This is a genomic window from Streptacidiphilus sp. PB12-B1b, assembly GCF_014084125.1.
Classification (GTDB): Bacteria; Actinomycetota; Actinomycetes; order Streptomycetales; family Streptomycetaceae; genus Streptacidiphilus.
The window spans coordinates 1592279-1612508 of the sequence record NZ_CP048405.1; the positions used below are offsets into that span (position 1 = coordinate 1592279).

Genomic DNA, 20230 nt, shown 5'->3' on the forward strand with positions numbered 1-20230 from the left:
AATCGATCGACGGCTTGAGTTTCCGTCAGGGTCAGGCGCGCGGCGGTTCTACGCATGCGGCCGGTCAGCGACGACGCCACACCGATCCCGTCTGCGGAGCCCACCTCATGCCCCTCCCCATGCCTGTCGAACTCGCTGCTGCGGGCTCGTCCCCCGGCCTGATCCCGCTCGACGCAGCGGAGCTGGTCGAAGAACACGCGGCGGAGCACGCGACGGCGGCAGTCGCCGTCGTCGGCCTCGGCTACGTGGGCCTGCCCACCGCGCTCGCGCTGATCGCCGCCGGCAACGAGGTCATCGGCCTCGACGCCAGCCAGGCCCGGCTCGACGCGATCCGCCGCCGCGAGGTCGACCTGCTGCCCAGCGACCACCAGCGGCTCGCCGACTGCCTCGCCGCCGACGACGCGCAGAGCGCGTCCGACGCGCGGACCGCCGACGGCCAGGGCCGGCTCAGCCTGACCGCCGACCCGGCCGAGCTGCGCCGCGCCCGTACCGTGCTGATCTGCGTGCCCACGCCGGTCGACCGGCACCAGGTCCCCGACCTCACCGCCATGGCCGCGGCCTGCGCCACCGCCGTGGCCCACGCCGTCCCCGGCCAGCTGCTGGTGCTCACCTCCACCACCTACGTCGGCAGCACCCGCGACCTGCTGGTGAAGCCGCTGGCCGAGCGCGGCCTGGTGGTCGGCCAGGACGTCTTCGTCGCCTTCTCGCCCGAGCGCATCGACCCGGGCAACGCCCGCCACACCCAGGAGTCCACCCCCCGGGTGGTCGGCGGCAGCGGGGCCGGCTCCACCGCGCGCGCCGCCGCCGTGCTGCGGCGCACCGCGCCCTCCGTGCACGTCCTGCCCTCGCCCGAGGACGCGGAGATGACCAAGCTCTGGGAGAACACCTTCCGGGCCGTCAACATCGCCCTGGCCAACGAGTTCGCCGAGGACTGCCGCGGCCTCGGCCTCGACCCCTCGCCGATCATCGAGGCTGCCGCGACCAAGCCGTACGGCTTCATGCCCTTCTACCCGGGCCCGGGCGTCGGCGGCCACTGCATCCCCTGCGACCCGCACTACCTGCTGTGGCAGCTGCGGGCCAAGCGAATATCCTCGCCGTTGATCGACGCCGCCATGACGGCGATAGCCGGCCGCCCCCGGCAGGTCGTCCGCCGGGTGCGCGAGCTGCTGGCCGACCGGGGCCTGAGCGTCTCCGGCGCCCGGGTGCTGCTGGTCGGCGTCGCCTACAAGCCCGGCGTCGCGGACCTGCGCGAGTCGCCCGCGCTGGAGATCCTGGAGGAACTGCACCAGGACGGCGCGAAGGTGCACTTCGCCGACCCGCTGGTGCCCTCCCTGCGGCTCGGCGACGACGTCCTGCTCAGCGAGGACGCGCCGGAGACCGAGAGCTGGGACCTGGTCCTGGTGCACACCGTCCACCCCGGGGCCGACCTCGGCTGGCTGGCCGAGCTGCCCAACGTGCTGGACGCCACCTACCGGCTCGACTCGGTTCCGGCGAGGGCGATCCTGTGACCGACGGCCAGTACCAGCCCCACCAGCCGGGCCAGCCCTACCAGCCGCAGGAGCCCTACCAGCCGCAGCACCAGCCGTACGACCCGTACGAGTCCTGGAGCGCGCAGCCCCCGGAGCAGCCCCGCCACGGGCAGCAGCCGTACGAGCCGTCCGCCGGGCAGCAGCAGCCGTACGGCGGCCCGTCCTACGAGCCGTACGAGCCCTACCCGGCAGCCGCGCCGGCCGCGCCGCAGCCGTCCTGGGGCGACTGGACCGGCCCGGCCGCCGCCGGAGCGACCGCCGGAGCCGGAGCCGCGACCGGGGCCGCCACCGCGACCCTCGCGCCGCGCGCGCCCTCGTTCCGGCCCGCGCCGCCCCCGCTGCCGCCGCTGCGCTCCGCCGTGGTCCGGCCGCCCGGCCCGCTGCGGCGCACCCTGGACCGGATGCACCCGTCCGTCCGGCACGCCACCCGCCGGGTGCTGACGCTGCTGTGCCTGCTGCCGCTGCTGCTGATCCTCGCCCGCGAGGCCCCCGGCTGGAGCAGAGCCCGCTCGTCCTCGGCTACGGCTTCACCGTGCTGGTCGGCACCATCTCGATGCTGTTCATCGCGTACAGCCGCTACGACGACCCCTCCGAGCGGACGCTGCGCAAGCGCCCGCGCGACCTCGCCGACTTCCCGCCGCTCTCCTCGGCGACGCCCCGGGTGAGCTTCCTGCTGGCGGTCAAGGACGAGGAGGAGGTCATCGAGGAGTGCGTCCGCTCGATGGCCCTGTGCGACTACGAGAACCTCCAGATCATCGTGGTGGACGACCTCTCCGAGGACGGCACCCGGGATGTGCTGCGCCGGCTGGAGACCGAGCTCGGCATCACCGTCATCTACCTGGACAAGAACCTCGGCAAGAAGCACGCCCTGGTCCGCGCCTGCGAGATCGCCGACGGCGAGGTCATCGCCTTCTCCGACTCGGACTGCATCCTGGCCCCGGACGCGCTCTCCCGCTGCGTCGAGGCCCTGGTGGCCCACCCGGAGCTGGGCGCGGTCAGCGGCCACGCCCGCGCGCTCAACGCCGGCGACACCGTGTTCACCAAGATGCAGGACGTCTGGTACGAGGGGCAGTTCCGGGTGGCCAAGGCCGCCGAGTCCACCTTCGGCTCGGTCACCTGCGTCTCCGGCCCGCTGGCCGTGTTCCGCCGGGACGCCATCTACAACTACCTCCCGGCCTGGGCCGGTGACCGCTTCATGGGCGCGCCGTTCCGCTTCGCCACCGACCGCCAGCTCACCGGCTACGTCCTCGGGCAGCGCTGGCGCGGCCAGGGCCTGAAGCAGAAGTACGCCGACTCGCCGTTCGTCACCGCGCAGGACTACCCGGAGCGCAAGTGGCGCATCGGCTACGTCCAGTCCGCCAAGGTGTGGACCAACGTCCCGGCCCACTTCCGGCCGTTCATGAAGCAGCAGATCCGCTGGAAGAAGAGCTTCATCCGGAACCTGTTCTTCACCGGCTCCTTCATGTGGCGGCGCGGGCCCGGCCCGGCGCTGCTGTACTACGGGCACGCGCTGTGGGTGGTCGCCGCGCCGATCATGGCGTTCCGTCACATCGTCTGGGCGCCCGCCAACGGGGCCGCCTTCCTGACCCTGCTGTACCTCTGCGGCGTCGTCCTCAAGGGCTGCGTCTGGGGGCTGGCTTTCAAGATCGACAATCCGGGCGACACCCGCTGGCGCTACCGGCCGCTGATGAGCCTGCTCTCGTCGCTGCTGCTGGCCTGGCTGCTGCCGTACTCCTTCGCCACCATCCGGCGCGGCGTCTGGTCGAGGAGCGCTACCTGATGAAGGCCCTGCGTGCCGTGGGGCGGCTGCTCGCCGCCCTGATCTCCATCGCCGTCGTCTGCGGCGTCTACGCCATCGTGCTCAGCAGAGGGAGCATCCTGCCGTGACCACCCCCACCCCCGGCGGCACCGCGGGCGGGCCGGACGCCGCCGCCCGCCGCGGTGCCGCCGAGATCCGCGCTGCCCGGCGCACCGCCACCGCCCGCGGCGCCCGCTCCGGGCACTGGGCCGCCCGGCTCGGCCTGCTCGGGCTCGCGCTGGCGATCCTCGCCATGCCCTTCTACGCGGCGGCGGAGTACTACGAGTACCAGAAGTACATGACGCCGCAGGCCCCGGACACCGTGGTGCAGCTGGCCCCGGCGCAGACCGCCGCCTGGTCCGGGCAGGTGAAGTCGCTGCCCGCGACGTCCGCGCCGATCGTGCTGACCTACCACGACATCAGCCCGAAAAGCACCAGCCCGTACGTGGTCACCCCGCAGACCTTCTCGGCGCAGATGGCCGCGCTCCAGGCGGCCGGCTACCGCAGCCTGAGCAGCCAGGAGTTCGCCGACTACCTGCGCGGCGGGCCGGCCCCGCCGCGCTCGGTCTTCATCACCTTCGACGACGGCACCAACGGCCTGTGGGTCTATGGTGACCGGATCATGGCCAAGTACCACATGCACGGCACCTCGTTCCTGATCGCCGAGCGCGTCGACCACGACCGGCCGTACTACCTGACCTGGAATGAGATCAGCCGGATGGCCGCCTCGGGCCGCTGGGACTTCCAGGACCACACCTACGACCTGCACTACCGGGCCGCCGTGGACGCCAAGGGCGACCAGGGCTCGGCGCTGGCCAACCGGCTCTGGCTGCCCGCGCTGAACCGGCTGGAGACCTACGCCGAGTACCAGACCCGGGTCGAGGCGGACATCAAGCAGTCCATCGCCACCATCACCGGCCACGGCCTGCCCAAGCCGCTGTTCTTCGCCTACCCCTACTCGGAGTCCTCCGAGCGGGCCAACCTGCCCCGGCCCGGCCCGACCATCCAGACGCTGCTGTCCAAGTACTTCGTGGCGACCCTCACCGACGTCTCCTCCCGGCCGCTGACCGCCAGCCGCCGCGCCGCCGCCATGCAGAACGTGCAGCGGCTCGAGGTGCTCAGCAACACCAGCCCGGCGCAGCTGCTCTCCGAGCTGGCCCAGTGGACCCAGGTCGCCCCGTCGGACCCGGCGCCGCTGACCGAGCCCGCCCAGTGGAGCCGCACCGACGGCTCCAAGCAGAACGGTCTCGGGCCGTTCACCGGCAGCGGTCCCTACCCCTCCGGGGCGCACTACGCCGCCGCCGACTTCCGTTCCATGAGCAGCCTGGACTGGGACGGCTACCGGGTGGACGCCACCGTCAGCGGCCTGGAGGACGGCACCAACCAGGTGTCCGTCTCGGTCCGCGACGACAGCGCGGAGCCGCTGGTGGTCGGCGTCAGCCGGGGCACCATGTCGCTCTCGCGCGACAACGTGAAGCTCGCCGAGAAGAAGCTCGCCGACGTCTCCACGCACACCCTGCAGGTCACCGTGCAGGGCAGGACCACCACCGCCCGGGTGGACGGCACCGCGGTGCTCAGCTGGACCTCCAAGGTCACCGACCCGACCCAGCTCACCGGCGGCTTCGGCATCCGGGTCGGCATCAACCAGCCCGGCGTCTCCTGGCCGCGCTTCAGCGCGCTCAGCGTCACCCAGGCCGCGCCCGCCGTACGGCCCGGCGGGCCCGACGCGCTGACCGTGGACCAGGCCGTACTGCTCGACCCCAACGCCGAGTGGGAGGCCGCGCCCGGCGTGGCCGCGCCGTTCCGGACCACCTCGCAGGAGCTGGAGCCGGTCAGCGCGGGCAGCCTCTCCGCGTACGGCGCCTACCAGCCCGAGCGCACCGGCGCCTGGACCGACTACACCGTCGACGGCACCGTCGCCCGGCTGACCAACACCGCCGTCAGCGGCGCCGTCTGGGTCCGGGTCGGCAGCCCGCTGGCGATCAGCGTCCAGGTGTTCCGCGGCCAGCTGGAGGTCTTCTCCGGCGACGCCGACAGCCAGCAGCTCATCGGTACCCGGCCGTTGACGCCCTCGGCGACGCACCGGGTGACGGTCACGGTCACCCCGTCCAGCACCCTGATCTCGGTGGACGGCAGCGTCACCATGTCGCTGCGGGCCAAGGGCGAGACCGGCGGCGTGGCCTTCTCGGCCTACCGGGACCTCACCCGCCGCTCCTGGCCGGTGGTGCAGCGCTTCACCGTGACCGGGACCGCGTCGTGAACGACCGGCCGCACTCGCGCCGCGCCGTGATCGGCGGGCTGGTCCTGGGCGCGGCCGCGGTCGGCGCGGCGGGCGCGGGCGCGGCGCTGGAGTGGGGCTCGTCGGGCGGCTCGCCCTCCGGCTCCGGAGGCTCCGGGGGCTCGGGCGGTTCCGGCGGCTCGGACGGCTCGGCGTCCGGCGGCTCCGGCCCGGTGCAGCCGTTCGTCGCCCGGTTCCCGGTCGACGGTCTGGTGACCAACGAGTTCGCCTACCGGGAGCCGAACAGCCCGCAGGCGCACGACTCGGCGGACTGGATCGTCACCAGCGGCTCGCTCTTCGCCCAGCACGGCGACGGCTGGACCGGCGTCCCCGACTCCGGCGAGACCGGGACCGACTCCGCCCGCTTCACCGACTCGGCGGTGTTCCGCCTGGTCACCCGGCGGCGCGACTTCGGCGACGTCGAGGTCGGGACCGGGGTGCTGGTGGACCGGCCGATCACCACCAAGCGCACCCCCGCCTCGGACTGGGACGGCGGCCACGTCTGGCTGCGCTACCAGAGCCCGCAGCAGCTGTACGCCCTGAGCTTCCGCCGCCGCGACGGCTCGGTGGTGGTCAAGCGCAAGATCGCCAGCGACAACGCCGCCGCCGTGGACGGCGGCGACTACGCCACCCTGGCGCAGGCGACCTTCCCGGTGGCCTACGGCGCCTGGCAGCAGATCGCCGCCCGCGCCGTGAACGGCCCCTCGGGGACGGTCCGGCTGAGCCTGGAGATCAACGGGCGCACGGTGCTGTCGGTGGTGGACCGCGAGCCGGGGGCACTGCTCGGGCCGGGCGGCGTCGGCCTGCGGGTGGACAACTCCCAGCTCTGGTTCCGGGACTTCACCGCCACCCCGGTCACCGGCTGACCCCGCCGGGGCGCCGGCCGGACCCGTCCGGGCGGGCCGGGCGCCCCGGCGCGCGCCCGGTCGGGGGAGTGCGGGTGATGCCCGTCCACCCCGGGCGGGCGCTGCGGTAACCTGTGCCCATGCGAACCGCGCGCCTTCTCCTTAGCCGGCCGCGCTGACGAGGACCGGCCCGCCCGAACGGCGCGGCCGGAGTCAGCGTGGCGACCCCTCCTGCGAGGGGTCTTTCTGTTTTGGCGGTCCTGTCGCAGCGACAGCACGTGACCGCACGGTTCTGCTGGTGGACGGGCCCGGTACGGCCCGGCCGGACCCCTGATGGAGTTTGAGGACGATGAGCGAGAGCACACCCGAGGCGCCCGAGGCGTACCGCTACACCCCCGCGCTGGCCGCGCGGATCGAGAGCGCATGGCAGGACCGCTGGGAGCGCGAGGGCGCCTTCGACGCCCCCAACCCGCACGGGACGCTGGCCGACGGCACGGACGTCACCGCCCAGCCGCACGCGTTCATCATGGACATGTTCCCCTACCCGTCCGGCAGCGGCCTGCACGTCGGGCACCCGCTGGGCTACATCGCCACCGACGTGTACGCCCGCTTCATGCGGATGACCGGCCACAACGTGCTGCACACCATGGGCTTCGACGCCTTCGGCCTGCCCGCCGAGCAGTACGCGGTGCAGACCGGCACCCACCCCCGGGTCACCACCGAGGCCAACATCGTCGAGTTCCGCTGCCAGCTGCGCAGCCTGGGCCTGGGCCACGACCAGCGCCGCTCGATCGCCACCATCGACCCCTCGTACTACAAGTGGACGCAGTGGATCTTCCTGCAGATCTTCAACTCCTGGTACGACCCGCAGGCGCGGCAGGCCCGGCCCATCGCCGAGCTGGTCGCCCGCTTCGAGCGCGGCGAGCAGCCGACCGCCGACGGCCGCCCCTGGGCCGAGCTGACCCCCGCCGAGCGTGACGAGTTGCTGAGCGACTACCGGCTGGCCTACATCAAGCAGGCTCCGGTGAACTGGTGCCCGGGCCTGGGCACGGTGCTGGCCAACGAGGAGGTCACCGCCGACGGCCGCTCCGAGCGCGGCAACTTCCCGGTGTTCAAGTCCAACCTGCGCCAGTGGATGATGCGGATCACCGCGTACAGCGACCGGCTGATCGACGATCTGGACCTGCTGGACTGGCCGGACGCCATCAAGCTGCAGCAGCGCAACTGGATCGGCCGCTCCGAGGGAGCCAAGGTCGACTTCGCCGTCACCGGCCGCCCCGACGCCAGGGTCACCGTCTTCACCACCCGCCCCGACACCCTGTTCGGCGCCACCTACATGGTGCTGGCGCCCGAGCACGAGCTGGTCGACTCGATCGTCCCGGACGCCTGGCCGAGCGCCGCCGACGGCTCCGCCGCGCTGCCCGCCGAGTGGACCGGCGACCACGCCACCCCCGGCGAGGCCGTCGCCGCCTACCGCAAGCTGGCCGCATCCAAGTCCGAGGTCGAGCGGCAGAGCGAGGGCCGCGCCAAGACCGGCGTGTTCACCGGCGCGTACGCGACCAACCCGGTCAGCGGCGAGCAGGTCCCGGTCTTCATCGCCGACTACGTGCTGGCCGGCTACGGCACCGGCGCGATCATGGCCGTCCCGGCGCACGACCACCGCGACTTCGAGTTCGCCCGCGCCTTCCGGCTGCCGGTGCGCTGCGTCGTCCGGCCCACCGACGGCCGCTCCACCGACACCGACGGCTGGGACGACGCCTTCGTCTCCTACGACGCCGCCGTCGTGAACTCCGCCAACGCCGACATCTCGCTGGACGGCCTGGGCGTGGCGGACGCCAAGAAGGCCGTCACCGACTGGCTGGCCGCGCGCGGCATCGGCGAGGGCACGGTCACGTTCAAGCTGCGCGACTGGCTGTTCAGCCGCCAGCGCTACTGGGGCGAGCCCTTCCCGATCGTCTACGACGAGGACGGCGTGGCCCACCCGCTGCCCGAGTCCCTGCTGCCGGTCGAGCTGCCCGAGATCGACGACTACTCGCCGCGCACCTTCGACCCGGACGACGCCGACACCTCCCCGGAGACGCCGCTGTCGCGCCGCGAGGACTGGGTCACCGTCCGGCTGGACCTGGGACGCGGCGACGGCGTCCGCACCTACCGCCGCGAGACCAACACCATGCCCAACTGGGCCGGGTCCTGCTGGTACGAGCTGCGCTACATCGACCCCGACAACGACGAGGCCGTGGTCGACCCGGCCAACGAGCGCTACTGGATGGGCCCGGACGCGGCCAAGCCCGCCGGCGGCGTCGACCTGTATGTCGGCGGCGCCGAGCACGCCGTGCTGCACCTGCTGTACGCGCGCTTCTGGCACAAGGTGCTGTTCGACCTGGGCCACGTCAGCTCCAGCGAGCCGTTCCACAAGCTGTTCAACCAGGGCATGATCCAGGGCCAGGTCTTCCGCGACGAGCGCGGCTTCCCGGTCCCGGCGGCCGAGGTCGAGGAGCGCGACGGCGCCTGGTACTACCAGGGCGAGCAGGTCAGCCGGGAGATCGGCAAGATCGGCAAGTCGCTGAAGAACGTGGTCGCCCCCGAGGAGGTCACCGGCGAGTACAGCGTGGACACCCTGCGCCTGTACGAGATGGCCATGGGCCCGCTGGACGTCTCCCGCCCCTGGGACACCCGCGCCGTGGTCGGCTCCTTCCGCTTCCTGCAGCGCCTGTGGCGCACCGTCGTGGACGAGGAGACCGGCGCGGTCGTCGTCACCGACGAGGAGCCGGACGAGGCCACCCTGCGCGTCCTGAACAAGGCCATCGACGGCATCCGCAAGGACATGGCCGGTCTGCGCTTCAACACCGCCGTGGCCAAGGCCACCGAGCTGAACAACCACCTGGTCAAGCGCGGCAGCACGCCCCGCGTCGTGGCCGAGCAGGCGGTGCTGCTGGTCGCCCCGCTGGCCCCGCACATCGCCGAGGAGCTGTGGTCCAGGCTGGGCCACACGAGCTCGCTGCTGCACCAGCCGCTGCCCGAGGCCGACCCCGCCTACCTGGTGGACGAGACGGTCACCTGCGTCGTCCAGGTCAAGGGCAAGGTCAAGGCCCGGCTGGAGGTCCCGCCCGCGATCGCCGACGCCGAGCTGGAGGCGCTGGCGCTGGCCGCGCCGGGCGTGGTCGCGGCGATCGACGGGGCCGAGGTGCGCAAGGTCATCGTCCGCGCGCCGAAGCTGGTCAACATCGTCACCGGCTGACCGCCGGCCGTCGGATTCCGGCCACGGACCGCGGCGGAGACGGGGTGGAGACGGGCCGGAGACGGGCCGGAGACGGGTCAGGGGCGACCCTGAGCTTCCCCTGAACTGTCCCGGCCGCCGCCCGAAACGGTCCTGGATGTCCCCCCACGGGGCTACCGTGGGGGGACATCGGCTCTTTTTTCAGGGAGTCATGAGTTCCGGGGAGGAAACCCGTCGTGGAGGCACTCACCGTCGCACTCGGCATCGTCCTGCTGTTCCTGGCCGCCGTCGTCGGCGTCATCACCCTGGCCGTCGTCAAGACCCGGCAGGCCGTCCAGCAGGCCGCGCCGCAGGCCCGCCGGGCCGTCGAGGACGTGGCGATCAAGGCCCGCTCGCTGACCCGTGGCGGCGCCCACGGCCGGGTCGCCGCCCTGCGCACCGAGATCCGCGGCGCACTCACCTCGTCCCGCCGGGTGCTGGAGGCGGGCTCGGGCGCCGACGCCCAGCTCTCCGAGGCGCTCACCCTGCTCGCCCGGCTCGAGCAGCACGCCGCGCAGCTGGACGCCGAGCTGCGGCTGCTGGAACGCGAACCCGACCCCAAGCGGGTGGAGGGCCGCTACCAGGCCGTCCGCGACCGCGCCGACCGCATCATCCACTCCGCCTCCTCGCTGCGCTGGGCCGCCCAGGACCGCATGCACCGCTTCGCCGACGAGGACCTCGCCCGGCTCGGCGACGAGTGCGAGGCGGAGGCGGGCGCGCTGCGGCACTGGGCCCCGGCGTCCGACCGGGCCGACGGCGCCCCGCAGGACACGCCCGGCGGCGGTGCGGCCCGCGGCGGTGAGCGTGCCGCCGAGCGCCACCGCGCCGTCGGCGGCCCGGACGACGCGGCGGACGCAGGCTGGGCGGACGGCGTCTGGCTGCGGCTGCGCAAGCCCCGCCCGGAGGGCTCGGTCGGCTGACCGGGCCGCGGCCACCGGCTTCCCGGCCCCCGGCCCCTTGGCCGGACACCCGGGCCGCCCGACCCGGCTGGCCTGACATTGCCCGGGCCGCGCGGGGTAACCTCCCGGACATGCGCGTCTCGATCGTCACGGACTCAACGGCCTACCTCCCCGACGAGGCGGTCGCCCGGTTCGGGATCGACGTGGTGCCGCTGAGCGTGGTCATGGGCGACGACGTCCTCAGCGAAGGCCGGGAGGCGTCCCCGGCCGACGTCGCCCAGGCGCTGCAACGCCGGGTCCGGGTCACCACCTCCCGGCCCAGCCCCGAGGCCTTCGCGGCCGCCTACCGCGCCGCCGCCGAGCAGGGCGCCGACGCGGTGGTCTCGCTGCACCTGTCGGCGGCCCTCTCCGGCACCCACGAGGCGGCGGTCCTGGCCGCCGACGAGGCCCCGCTGCCGGTACGGGTCGTGGACACCCGCATGGTCGGCATGGCCCTCGGCTACTGCGTGCTGACGGCCGCCCAGACCGCGCAGGCCGGGGGCACCGCCGACGAGGTCGCCGCCGCCGCCGAGAAGCGGGCCGGGGCCACCGCCGGGTTCTTCTACGTCGACACCCTGGAACACCTGCGCCGCGGCGGCCGGATCGGCTCCGCCCGCGCCCTGCTCGGATCGGCGCTCGCGGTGAAGCCGCTGCTGCACCTGGAGGACGGCCGGATCCAGCCGCTGGAGAAGGTCCGCACCTCCAGCCGTGCCATCGCCAGGCTCGAGGAGATCGCCATCCAGCAGGCCGGCGCCGCGGGCGTGGACGTGACGGTCCACCACCTGGCCGCCCCGGAACGGGCCGAGGCGATGGCCGCCCGGCTGCGGGAACGCATCCCCGGCCTGCGCGAGCTGTACGTCGGCGAGGTGGGCGCGGTGATCGGCGCGCACGTGGGCCCCGGGCTCCTCGCCGTCGTCGTCTCGCCCTGGTAGTCACCCGCACGGGTGACGGAGTTCTGCACACCCCCACCCTTGTCCACAGAACGCCCCCGACGTCCACGGCCGCCCGTTCCCGGCCCCTAGCGTCATCACCATGAAAGCCTCCCTCCCCACCCGTCGCACCCCCGACCCCCTGGTCCACCAGCGCCTCCACACCCTCTTCACCCCGCCCCCGGAGCCGCTCCCCGCTCCTGCCCCTGCTCCGGCCCCTGCTCCGGCTCCTGCCGGTCCCGCGCCCGTTGCCGCGACCTCCGCGTCCTGCGCCGCCCCGGCCACCCCCGCCGCCCCGGACGTCGCCGCCCTGCCGCCGCCGTACCCAGCGCCGACGGCTGCGGCTGCCGACACGCCCGAGGCGGGGAGGGGCGTGTCGGCGGGCGGCCTGCCGCTGCCAAGCGGCCTGCGGGGGCCCGAGCCGCCGGAGCAGCCGCCGCCCACAGCCGGGCGGCTCCCGTTGATGGCGCGCCTGCCGCTGGTGTTGCAGGAGCGGTTGGACCTCGACCGGCGCGCGGTGGTCGGGCTGGCGGTGCTGCTCGCGCTGGCGCTCGGCTACGGGGTGCAGCACTTCTGGGCCGGGCGGCCGGAGCCGGTCGCGGTGCCGGTCGCCGACGGCGGCGCCCTGTCGGCCTCCAGTGCCACCAGTACCCCGCCGGAGCCGCTGACCGGCCCGGTCCCCGCCCCGAGCCCCGGCACCAGCCCCGGCCTGGTCGCAGCCCCGGCCCCCGCTTCCGGCCCGCCCGGCGGCCTGCCGCACCCGGCCGTGGTCGTGGACGTCGCCGGCAAGGTCCGGGAACCGGGCGTACGCACACTGCCGCCGGGCTCCCGGGTGCAGGACGCCCTGCGGGCCGCCGGGGGCTCCCTCCCGGGGACTGACCTGACCGGGCTCAACCTGGCCCGGCAGCTCAACGACGGCGAAGAGGTCGTGGTCGGCGCGCCGGGGGGCGCGGTCGGCGGCGGCGGGCCCTCGCCCGGACCGGTCAGCCTCACCAGCGCGACGCTCCAGCAGCTCGACGCCCTGCCGGGCGTGGGCCCGGTGCTGGCGCAACGCATCATCCAGTACCGCGAGCAGCACGGCGGCTTCCAGTCGGTGGACCAGCTCCGCCACGTCAGCGGCTTCGGCGAGCGACGGCTTCAGGACCTCAAGCCGGTCCTGCGGCCCTGAAACGGGGGCAGGCACATGCAGCAGCAGAGCACGGCGGCCGAGACGGAGGCCCAGCGGCCGCCGCAGGACATCCGGCTGGTCGGACCGGCGCTCGCCGCCTGGGGGGCGGCCGCCGCCGTCCTCGGCGCGGGGGAGCGGGCAGGCCCCTGGGCCCTGTCGGCAGCCGCCCTCGCGCTGCTGGCAGCGGTCAGCCTCCTGCTCGCCGACCACCACCGCCGCGCCCACCCGTCCCGCGCCCGCCCCCGGCTGCTGCGCCCGCTCGCCGGGCTGCTGCTGAGCGCGGCTGCGGCTGCCTCCTCCGCCGTCCTGGCAACAGCCGACCTGCACCAGGGCCCCGTCCCCGGCCTCGCCCGCCGCCAGGCCACCGTCGCCGTCCGACTGACCGTCACCGGAGACCCCCACGAGGGAAACAGCGGAACCACCAGGAACTACGTAGTCCTCCCGGCCACGATCAACCAAGTCACCCCGGACAGCGCCGGTGCGCCGCGCAGCGGGCCGGTGGTGACGCGGACGCCGGTCACGGTGGTGGCGCGGGGGCCGGGCGCGGAGCGCTGGCTGCGGTTGCTGCCGTCGACCAGGCTGGCCACCCGGGCGCGGCTGGAGGCGGCGGACGCCGACGGCGACACGGCTGCGGTGCTGTTCACCCGGGGGCCGCCGCAGGTCCTCGCCGGGCCGTCGCTCGTGCAGCGCGTCGCCGGGGCGCTGCGGGCCGGGCTGAGCCGCGCCTGCGATCCCCTCGCCCCCGACCCCCGGGCGCTGCTGCCCGGCCTGGTCGACGGGGACTCCAGCCGGGTGCCCCCCGACCTGGACCAGGCGTTCCTGGTGACCGACCTCGCCCACATCACCGCCGTCTCCGGGGCCAACCTGTCCGTGCTGCTGGTGCTGCTGCTCGGCGCGGCCGCCCGCTCCCGCACCCCCGAGCGCGGCGGCATCGCCGTCCGGCTGGGGCTGCCGCTGCGCTGCGCCGCGCTGCTCGGGGGCGCGCTCACCGTCGGCTTCGTCGTGCTGTGCCGCCCCGATCCGAGCGTGCTGCGGGCCGCCGCCACCGGCCTGATCGTGCTGCTGGCGCTGGCCACCGGCCGCCGGGCGTCCCCGCTGGCGGCCCTGGCCGGGGCCACGCTGCTGCTGATGGTGCTGGATCCGTGGCTGGCCCGGTCCTTCGGCTTCGCGCTGTCGGCGGTGGCCACGGCGGGCCTGCTGACGCTCGGACCGCGCTGGAGCCGGGCCCTGGTCCGGCACGGCTGGCCGCACCGGGCGGCCGAGGCCGTCGCCTGCGCCGCCGCGGCCCAGGCGTGCTGCGGCCCGCTGCTGGTGCTGAAGGCCGCGCAGGTGAGCCTGGTCGCCATCCCCTGCAACCTGCTGGCCGAGGCGGCGGTCGCCCCGGCCACCCTGCTGGGCTTCGCCGCGCTCGCCGCCGCACCGGTGTCGATGGGCGCGGCCACGTTGCTGGCCCGGCTGGCGGGCGTCCCCACCGCCTGGATCGCCTGGCTGGCCCGGCGGGGCGCGGAGATCCCGGGCGCCGAGATCAGCTGGCCCGACGGCTGGCCGGGCGCGCTGCTGCTGACGGCGGTGACCTGCGCGGTCGTGCTGTGCCTGCCGGTGCTCCGGTACCGGCTGGCGGCCGTAGGCCTGGCCCTGCTGCTGCTCGGGGTGCTGCTGCGCCCGGCCCCGGTCACCCGCCTGGTCACCGGCTGGCCGCCGCCGCACTGGCGGGTGGTGGCCTGCGACGTCGGCCAGGGGGACGCCTTCGTGGTCTCCCCGGGGACCGATCCGGCGACCGCGCTGGTCATCGACACCGGGCCGGAGCCGCGCGCCGTCGACCACTGCCTGCGGCAGCTGGGCATCACCCGCATCCCGCTGCTGCTGCTCACCCACGAGCACGCGGACCACGTCGAGGGCCTGCCCGGGGTGCTGGACGGCCGCCGGGTGGGCGCGATCGAGACCACCACCGACGCCGATCCGCAGGGCGAGACCGCCCGGGTCCGGCGCTGGGCGGCGGCGGCCAAGGTGCCGCTGGTGCAGGCGGTGCCCGGTGAGCGCCGCAGCCTGGGCGAGCTGAGCTGGCAGGTGCTGTGGCCGGACGGCCCGCTCGGCCCGGCGACGCCTGGCCCCAACAACGCCAGCGTCGCGCTGCTGATCACCACCCCGACACTGCGCATGGCCTTCCTCGGCGACCTGGAGCCCCCGGCCCAGTCCCGGCTGCTGGAGCACCTCGCCGCCTACCCCGGGCTGCGCCACGTGGACGTGCTGAAGGTCGCCCACCACGGCTCGGCCAAGCAGGACGCCGACCTGGTCCGGGCACTGGCACCGAGGCTCGCGCTCATCTCCTGCGGCCTGGGCAACAGCTACGGCCATCCCGCCCGCTCCACGCTGGAGCTGCTGCGCTCGGTGGGCAGCACGGTGCTGCGCACCGACACCCAGGGCGAGTTGGCCGTCACCGACGAGGGCGGCCGACTGGCCGCCGCCACCGATCCCCGATAATGGCGCGGTGCATGCCGACAACCACGACCTGGACCCGTGCGTCCTCGTCCTCCCCGACCGCGACGCCGCCGAGGCCGTCGCCGAACTGCTCGCCGACCAGCACCCGGACCTCCCGGACCCGGAACTGCACCGCGAGGCCCTCGCGGGCGAGGACGACGCCGAGGACGCCCAGTGGCTGGTGGTGCTCCAGCCCCCGCTGCCCGCCGGGCTCACCCGGGTCGCGCTGGACGCCGTCGCCGCCGACCACGACGGCTGGCTGGAGTGACGCCAGGAGCGACGCCAGGAGTGGCGCTGGCGTGACGCAGGCAGGAGCGGTACCGCACGCGCCCGGCCGGGCCTGTCGGCGGCAGCCGCTAGGCTGACCGCGATGGCCAGGAAACCCAGCGAAGACCTGCTCTCCCCGCTGACGCTCGTCGTCGGCCAGGAGGAGCTGCTGCTCGACCGCGCCGTGGCGCAGACCACCTCGGCGGCCCGCCGGGCCGACCCCGACACCGACGTCCGGGATCTCCAGCCGGGGGTGCTGCAGCCGGGCATGCTGAGCGAGGTGACCAGCCCGTCGCTGTTCTCCGAGCGCAAGGTCATCGTGGTCCGCGCGGCCCAGGACCTCGCCGCCGACACCGTCAAGGAGGTCAAGGCGTACCTGGACGACCCGGCCCCCGAGGTGATGCTGGTCCTGGTCCACGCGGGCGGCGCCAAGGGCAAGGGCCTGCTGGACGCGGCCAGGAAGGCGGGCGCCCGCGAGGTGGCCTGCGCCAAGCTGACCAAGCCCGCCGAGAAGCTGGCCTTCGTCCGCGCCGAGTTCCGCGCCACCGGCCGTTCCGCGACCGAGGACGCCTGCACCGCGCTGCTCGACGCCGTCGGCAGCGACCTGCGCGAACTGGCCTCCGCCTGCAGCCAGTTGGCGGCCGACACCGAGGGCACCATCGACGAGACCGTCGTCGCCCGCTACTACACCGGCCGGGCCGAGTCCTCCGGCTTCCAGGTCGCCGACCTGGCCGTGACCGGCCGCGCCGCCGAGGCCCTGGGCCAGCTGCGCTGGGCGCTGGCGGTGGGGGAGAAGCCGACCGGCATCGTCTTCGCCCTGGCCTCCGGCGTCCGCGCGATCGGCCGGGTGGCCACCGCCGACCGCGGCATGCGCCCCGGCGATCTGGCCCGCGAACTGGGCATGCCGCCCTGGAAGATCGACCGCGTCCGCCAGCAGCTCCGCGGCTGGTCCGGCGACGGCGTGGCGGCGGCCCTGCAGGCCATCGCCGAAGCGGACGCCGCCGTCAAGGGCGGCTCCGGCGACCCCGCCTACGCCCTGGAACAGTGCGTCGTCACCATCGCCCGCGCCGCCCGCTCCCAACACCAGCGCTGAACCGCCGGAAGGCCCGACGGCCCCGGAATGCGTACTGCCCGGAATGCGTACTGCCCGCCAGGGCATCCCTGGCGGGCAGTACGAACGGCCGAGGAACAGCCGCTTTGCTGAGGTCTCAGCTTGCACCGCACCCGCGTGGCGAACGCAGGCCGCGTGCGGTGCGAGAGCGCACGGTGTCCGGGTAGAGGGCCGGACGGTCTGTGCGGGGCCGGAGCGGAGCGGTTGAGAGGGACCGCGTCATCCGATCCGGCGGGTGGTGCAGGTCACACAAGCGCGACCGAGAAGGCAGTTCAGCCCTGGAGCCCGGAAACCCTGGCGGCGAGCGCCGACTTCTTGTTGGCAGCCTGGTTCTTGTGGATGACGCCCTTGCTCGCGGCCTTGTCGAGCTTCTTGTTGGCCTCGCGGGTCAGCACGAGGGCCTTCTCGACGTCGCCGGCCTCCATGGCCTCACGGGCCTTGCGGACAGCGGTCTTGAGCGAGGACTTGACAGCCTTGTTGCGCTGACGAGCCTTCTCGTTGGTCTTGATGCGCTTGATCTGGGACTTGATGTTCGCCACGAAGGAGCCTCAGTCTGTCTTGTTGGAACGGAATTGGTGTCCGCCCTGCGGGCATGCGGCAGCGCAGACACGATGGCCCAGGCTACCAGGGGCTCCAGCGCTACCCAAAATGCTCGACCAGCGGGAACGGCGCATAGAAGTGGTGCAGCAGCTCCCGCCAGCGGACGTACTCCGGGGAGCGCCGGAAACCCTCGGTGTGGTCCTCCAGCCGCTCCCACTCCACCTGGAGCAGGAACCGCGACTCGCCGCCCGGGTCGAGGCAGCGCAGCAGCCGCAGCGAGCCGAAGCCGGGCTGCCCGGCGATCAGCGGGCGGGCCTGTTCGAAGGCGGCGAGGAAGGCGTCCTCCTGGCCTGGCAGGACGTCGAGGCGTGCGGATTCCAGGATCATGCGGTGTGATCATGCCGAACCGCGCCTCGCGTTGCCAGTATTCACTGGCGGCGTCTGGACGGGGGCGCCGCCGACTGCGAGGGTGGCGGGCATGACCTCAGCTGTTCGCCGTCTGCGTGATGTCCGCCGTCTGCGCGGGACCGTCTCCGGTCCCCGCTCCGCCCTGGCCCTGTCCGGCCTGCTGGCCGGGGCGGGGGTGCTGCACTTCGCCGTGCCCGGCCCTTTCGACGCGCTGGTGCCCAAGGCGCTCCCGGGCAGCGCCCGCAGCTGGACCAAGGCCAGCGGGGTGGCCGAGCTGGCCGTTGCCCTGGCCGTGGCGGTGCCGCAGACCCGCCGCGTGGGCGGGCTGGCCGCCGCCGGACTGTTCGCCGCCGTGTTCCCGGCCAACGTGCAGATGGCCTACGACTGGCGGCACACCTCCGTGCTCAAGCGCTGCGTCGCGTACGGGCGGCTGCCGTTGCAGGCCCCGCTGGTCGGCTGGGCACTGGCGGTGCGCGGCGGGGCGGGGAGCCCGGACCGGCCGGTGTGACGGCGGGCCCGGGGGCGGTCCGAGCGGCGAGCCCCCCGGTCGTGGGACGATAGGCGGGGAACACCCCGTGACGTCCCCGCCCTGCTCCTCCACTCGACACCATTGGATCCTGCGTGCCCGCCATCCCCGTCAACGTTCCGGAGCCCAGCCGCACCGACCCGGCGCTGATCCGCAACTTCTGCATCATCGCCCACATCGACCACGGCAAGTCCACGCTCGCCGACCGGATGCTCCAGATCACCGGCGTCGTCGACCCCCGGATGATGCGCGCGCAGTACCTCGACCGGATGGACATCGAGCGCGAGCGCGGCATCACCATCAAGTCGCAGGCGGTGCGCCTGCCCTGGGCCCCGCTGAGCGGCGGGCAGCAGGGCACCACGCACATCCTCAACATGATCGACACCCCGGGCCACGTGGACTTCACCTACGAGGTCTCCCGGTCGCTGGCGGCCTGCGAGGGGACGCTGCTGGTGGTGGACGCGGCGCAGGGCATCGAGGCGCAGACCCTCGCCAACCTGTACCTGGCGCTGGAGAACGATCTCACCATCATCCCGGTGCTCAACAAGATCGACCTCCCGGCCGCCCAGCCGGAGAAGTACTCCGAGGAGCTGGCCCGGATCATCGGCTGCGACCCCTCGGAGGTGCTGCTGGCCAGCGCCAAGAGCGGCCTGGGCGTCGAGGCGATCCTGGACGCGGTGGTGGAGCGCGTCCCGGCCCCGGTCGGGGTGAAGGACGCCCCCGCCCGCGCGATGATCTTCGACTCGGTCTACGACACCTACCGCGGCGTGGTCACCTACGTCCGGGTGGTGGACGGCGAGCTGACCAAGCGTGAGCGCATCGCCATGATGTCCACCGGCGCGACCCACGAACTGCTGGAGATCGGCGTCATCTCGCCGGAGCCCAAGGTCGCGGACGGCCTGGGCGTCGGCGAGGTCGGCTACATCATCACCGGGGTGAAGGACGTCCGGCAGTCCAAGGTCGGTGACACCATCACCTCCATGCACCACGGTGCGACCGAGGCGCTGGGCGGTTACAAGGACCCCCGCCCGATGGTGTTCTCCGGGCTGTACCCGCTGGACGGCAGCGACTACCCGCTGCTGCGCGACGCGCTGGACAAGCTGCGGCTGAACGACGCCGCCCTGGTCTACGAGCCGGAGACCTCGGTGGCGCTGGGCTTCGGCTACCGCTGCGGCTTCCTCGGACTGCTGCACCTGGAGATCATCCGGGAGCGGCTGGAGCGCGAGTTCAACCTCGACCTGATCTCCACCGCGCCGAACGTGGTCTACCGGGTGGTGATGGAGGACGGCAGCGAGATCACCGTCACCAACCCCAGCGAGTTCCCCGGCGGCAAGATCTCCGAGGTCAACGAGCCGGTCGTGCGCGGCACCATCCTCGCGCCCAACGAGTTCGTCGGCGCGATCATGGAGCTGTGCCAGTCCCGCCGGGGCTCGCTCCAGGGCATGGACTACCTCTCCGAGGACCGGGTCGAGCTGCGCTACACGCTGCCGCTGGCCGAGATCGTCTTCGACTTCTTCGACATGCTGAAGTCCAAGACCCGGGGCTACGGCTCCTTCGACTACGAGCCCGTCGGCGAGCAGGCGGCCGACCTGGTGAAGGTCGACATCCTGCTGCACGGCGACGCGGTGGACGCCTTCTCGGCCGTCGTCCACAAGGACAAGGCCTACAACTACGGCGTGATGATGGCCGGGAAGCTGCAGAAGCTGATCCCGCGCCAGCAGTTCGAGGTGCCGATCCAGGCCGCCATCGGCTCGCGCGTCATCGCCCGCGAGACCGTCCGCGCCATCCGCAAGGACGTCCTCGCCAAGTGCTACGGCGGTGACATCTCCCGTAAGCGGAAGCTGCTGGAGAAGCAGAAGGAGGGCAAGAAGCGGATGAAGATGGTCGGCCGGGTCGAGGTCCCGCAGGAGGCCTTCATCGCGGCGCTGTCGACCGACGCCGACGGCCCGTCCGAGAAGAAGAAGTAGCGGCCGGGACGGTACGGCGGGCCGGGTCGCGGCCCGGTAACAGGTGGGGTTCGCCAGGCGGCGGGCCCCACCTGCTTCGGCCCGGCTGCGGTAGCCTCCCCCGCCGGGAGCGGCGCGATCACCGCCCCGGCCGGTCCCGGCAGCAGCCCGGGCAGCACGCCCGACCCCGGGCAGCCCGGCAAGCAGCCACCG

The 20230-nt window shown here is 73.9% G+C and carries 16 protein-coding genes; 14 read left to right on the forward strand and 2 right to left on the reverse strand.

All coding sequences use genetic code 11. The annotated features are described in order from the left end of the window. Positions 1 to 119 precede the first annotated feature (119 nt). The 12 genes from GXW83_RS07275 (at position 120) to holA (ending at position 16579) form a co-directional block, all read left to right on the forward strand. A complete protein-coding gene (locus GXW83_RS07275) occupies positions 120 to 1508 on the forward strand; it encodes a nucleotide sugar dehydrogenase (protein ID WP_182442048.1) in 1389 nt (462 codons plus the stop codon). Then, complete coding sequence (locus tag GXW83_RS35275) at positions 1505 to 2194, forward strand: hypothetical protein (protein WP_370466590.1); 690 nt, start codon at positions 1505 to 1507, stop codon at positions 2192 to 2194. Before GXW83_RS07275 ends, GXW83_RS35275 begins: the two co-directional genes overlap by 4 nt. Beyond that, positions 2083 to 3309: a glycosyltransferase gene (locus tag GXW83_RS07280; protein ID WP_370466867.1), complete on the forward strand. Its 1227-nt coding sequence runs from the start codon at positions 2083 to 2085 to the stop codon at positions 3307 to 3309. Before GXW83_RS35275 ends, GXW83_RS07280 begins: the two co-directional genes overlap by 112 nt. Positions 3310 to 3412: 103 nt before the next feature. Further along, the gene (locus tag GXW83_RS07285) at positions 3413 to 5587 is read left to right on the forward strand and encodes a polysaccharide deacetylase family protein (RefSeq protein WP_182442049.1); all 2175 of its coding nucleotides are present in this window, start codon (positions 3413 to 3415) and stop codon (positions 5585 to 5587) included. Then, the gene (locus GXW83_RS07290; RefSeq protein WP_225446819.1) at positions 5584 to 6471 is read left to right on the forward strand and encodes a hypothetical protein; all 888 of its coding nucleotides are present in this window, start codon (positions 5584 to 5586) and stop codon (positions 6469 to 6471) included. Before GXW83_RS07285 ends, GXW83_RS07290 begins: the two co-directional genes overlap by 4 nt. Before the next feature lie 328 nt (positions 6472 to 6799). Continuing rightward, positions 6800 to 9688 (forward strand): leucine--tRNA ligase, encoded by a 2889-nt coding sequence (locus GXW83_RS07295; RefSeq protein ID WP_182442050.1) that lies wholly within the window; start codon positions 6800 to 6802, stop codon positions 9686 to 9688. 215 nt (positions 9689 to 9903) lie between these two features. After that, the gene (locus tag GXW83_RS07300; protein ID WP_182442051.1) at positions 9904 to 10626 is read left to right on the forward strand and encodes a hypothetical protein; all 723 of its coding nucleotides are present in this window, start codon (positions 9904 to 9906) and stop codon (positions 10624 to 10626) included. A gap of 110 nt (positions 10627 to 10736) precedes the next feature. Continuing rightward, positions 10737 to 11576 (forward strand): DegV family protein, encoded by an 840-nt coding sequence (locus GXW83_RS07305; protein WP_182442052.1) that lies wholly within the window; start codon positions 10737 to 10739, stop codon positions 11574 to 11576. A 100-nt stretch (positions 11577 to 11676) separates the two neighbouring features. Continuing rightward, positions 11677 to 12741, forward strand: coding sequence for a ComEA family DNA-binding protein (locus GXW83_RS07310; RefSeq protein WP_182442053.1), 1065 nt, complete (start codon positions 11677 to 11679; stop codon positions 12739 to 12741). Between the two features lie 15 nt (positions 12742 to 12756). After that, a complete protein-coding gene (locus GXW83_RS07315; protein ID WP_182442054.1) occupies positions 12757 to 15222 on the forward strand; it encodes a ComEC/Rec2 family competence protein in 2466 nt (821 codons plus the stop codon). 7 nt (positions 15223 to 15229) lie between these two features. Continuing rightward, complete coding sequence (locus GXW83_RS07320) at positions 15230 to 15487, forward strand: hypothetical protein (RefSeq protein WP_225446820.1); 258 nt, start codon at positions 15230 to 15232, stop codon at positions 15485 to 15487. A gap of 102 nt (positions 15488 to 15589) precedes the next feature. Further along, a complete protein-coding gene (gene holA, locus GXW83_RS07325; RefSeq protein ID WP_182442055.1) occupies positions 15590 to 16579 on the forward strand; it encodes a DNA polymerase III subunit delta in 990 nt (329 codons plus the stop codon). A gap of 290 nt (positions 16580 to 16869) precedes the next feature. Here the strand turns inward: holA and rpsT are convergent, their stop codons facing one another. Both rpsT and GXW83_RS07335 read right to left on the reverse strand, forming a co-directional pair. Next, positions 16870 to 17136: a 30S ribosomal protein S20 gene (gene rpsT, locus GXW83_RS07330; RefSeq protein ID WP_182442056.1), complete on the reverse strand. Its 267-nt coding sequence runs from the start codon at positions 17134 to 17136 to the stop codon at positions 16870 to 16872. 100 nt (positions 17137 to 17236) lie between these two features. After that, entirely contained in the window at positions 17237 to 17524 is a 288-nt protein-coding gene (locus tag GXW83_RS07335) for an antibiotic biosynthesis monooxygenase (RefSeq protein WP_182442057.1), read from the reverse strand. 91 nt (positions 17525 to 17615) lie between these two features. Between GXW83_RS07335 and GXW83_RS07340 the strand changes: the two genes are divergently transcribed. Beyond that, a complete protein-coding gene (locus GXW83_RS07340; protein ID WP_225446821.1) occupies positions 17616 to 18053 on the forward strand; it encodes a hypothetical protein in 438 nt (145 codons plus the stop codon). Positions 18054 to 18166: 113 nt separating this feature from the next. Next, positions 18167 to 20038: a translation elongation factor 4 gene (lepA, locus tag GXW83_RS07345; RefSeq protein WP_182442058.1), complete on the forward strand. Its 1872-nt coding sequence runs from the start codon at positions 18167 to 18169 to the stop codon at positions 20036 to 20038. The last annotated feature ends 192 nt before the right edge of the window (positions 20039 to 20230 follow it).

Bases quoted from the DNA above. Each gene is read 5' to 3' on its own strand.
- GXW83_RS07275 (WP_182442048.1), top strand. From the start codon at position 120: ATGCCTGTCGAACTCGCTGCTGCGGGCTCGTCCCCCGGCCTGATCCCG.
- GXW83_RS07305 (WP_182442052.1), top strand. From the start codon at position 10,737: ATGCGCGTCTCGATCGTCACGGACTCAACGGCCTACCTCCCCGACGAG.
- GXW83_RS07280 (WP_370466867.1), top strand. From the start codon at position 2,083: ATGCTGTTCATCGCGTACAGCCGCTACGACGACCCCTCCGAGCGGACG.
- GXW83_RS07340 (WP_225446821.1), top strand. From the start codon at position 17,616: ATGACCTCAGCTGTTCGCCGTCTGCGTGATGTCCGCCGTCTGCGCGGG.
- GXW83_RS07335 (WP_182442057.1), bottom strand. From the start codon at position 17,524: ATGATCCTGGAATCCGCACGCCTCGACGTCCTGCCAGGCCAGGAGGAC.
- GXW83_RS07295 (WP_182442050.1), top strand. From the start codon at position 6,800: ATGAGCGAGAGCACACCCGAGGCGCCCGAGGCGTACCGCTACACCCCC.
- GXW83_RS07315 (WP_182442054.1), top strand. From the start codon at position 12,757: ATGCAGCAGCAGAGCACGGCGGCCGAGACGGAGGCCCAGCGGCCGCCG.
- holA (WP_182442055.1), top strand. From the start codon at position 15,590: ATGGCCAGGAAACCCAGCGAAGACCTGCTCTCCCCGCTGACGCTCGTC.
- GXW83_RS07310 (WP_182442053.1), top strand. From the start codon at position 11,677: ATGAAAGCCTCCCTCCCCACCCGTCGCACCCCCGACCCCCTGGTCCAC.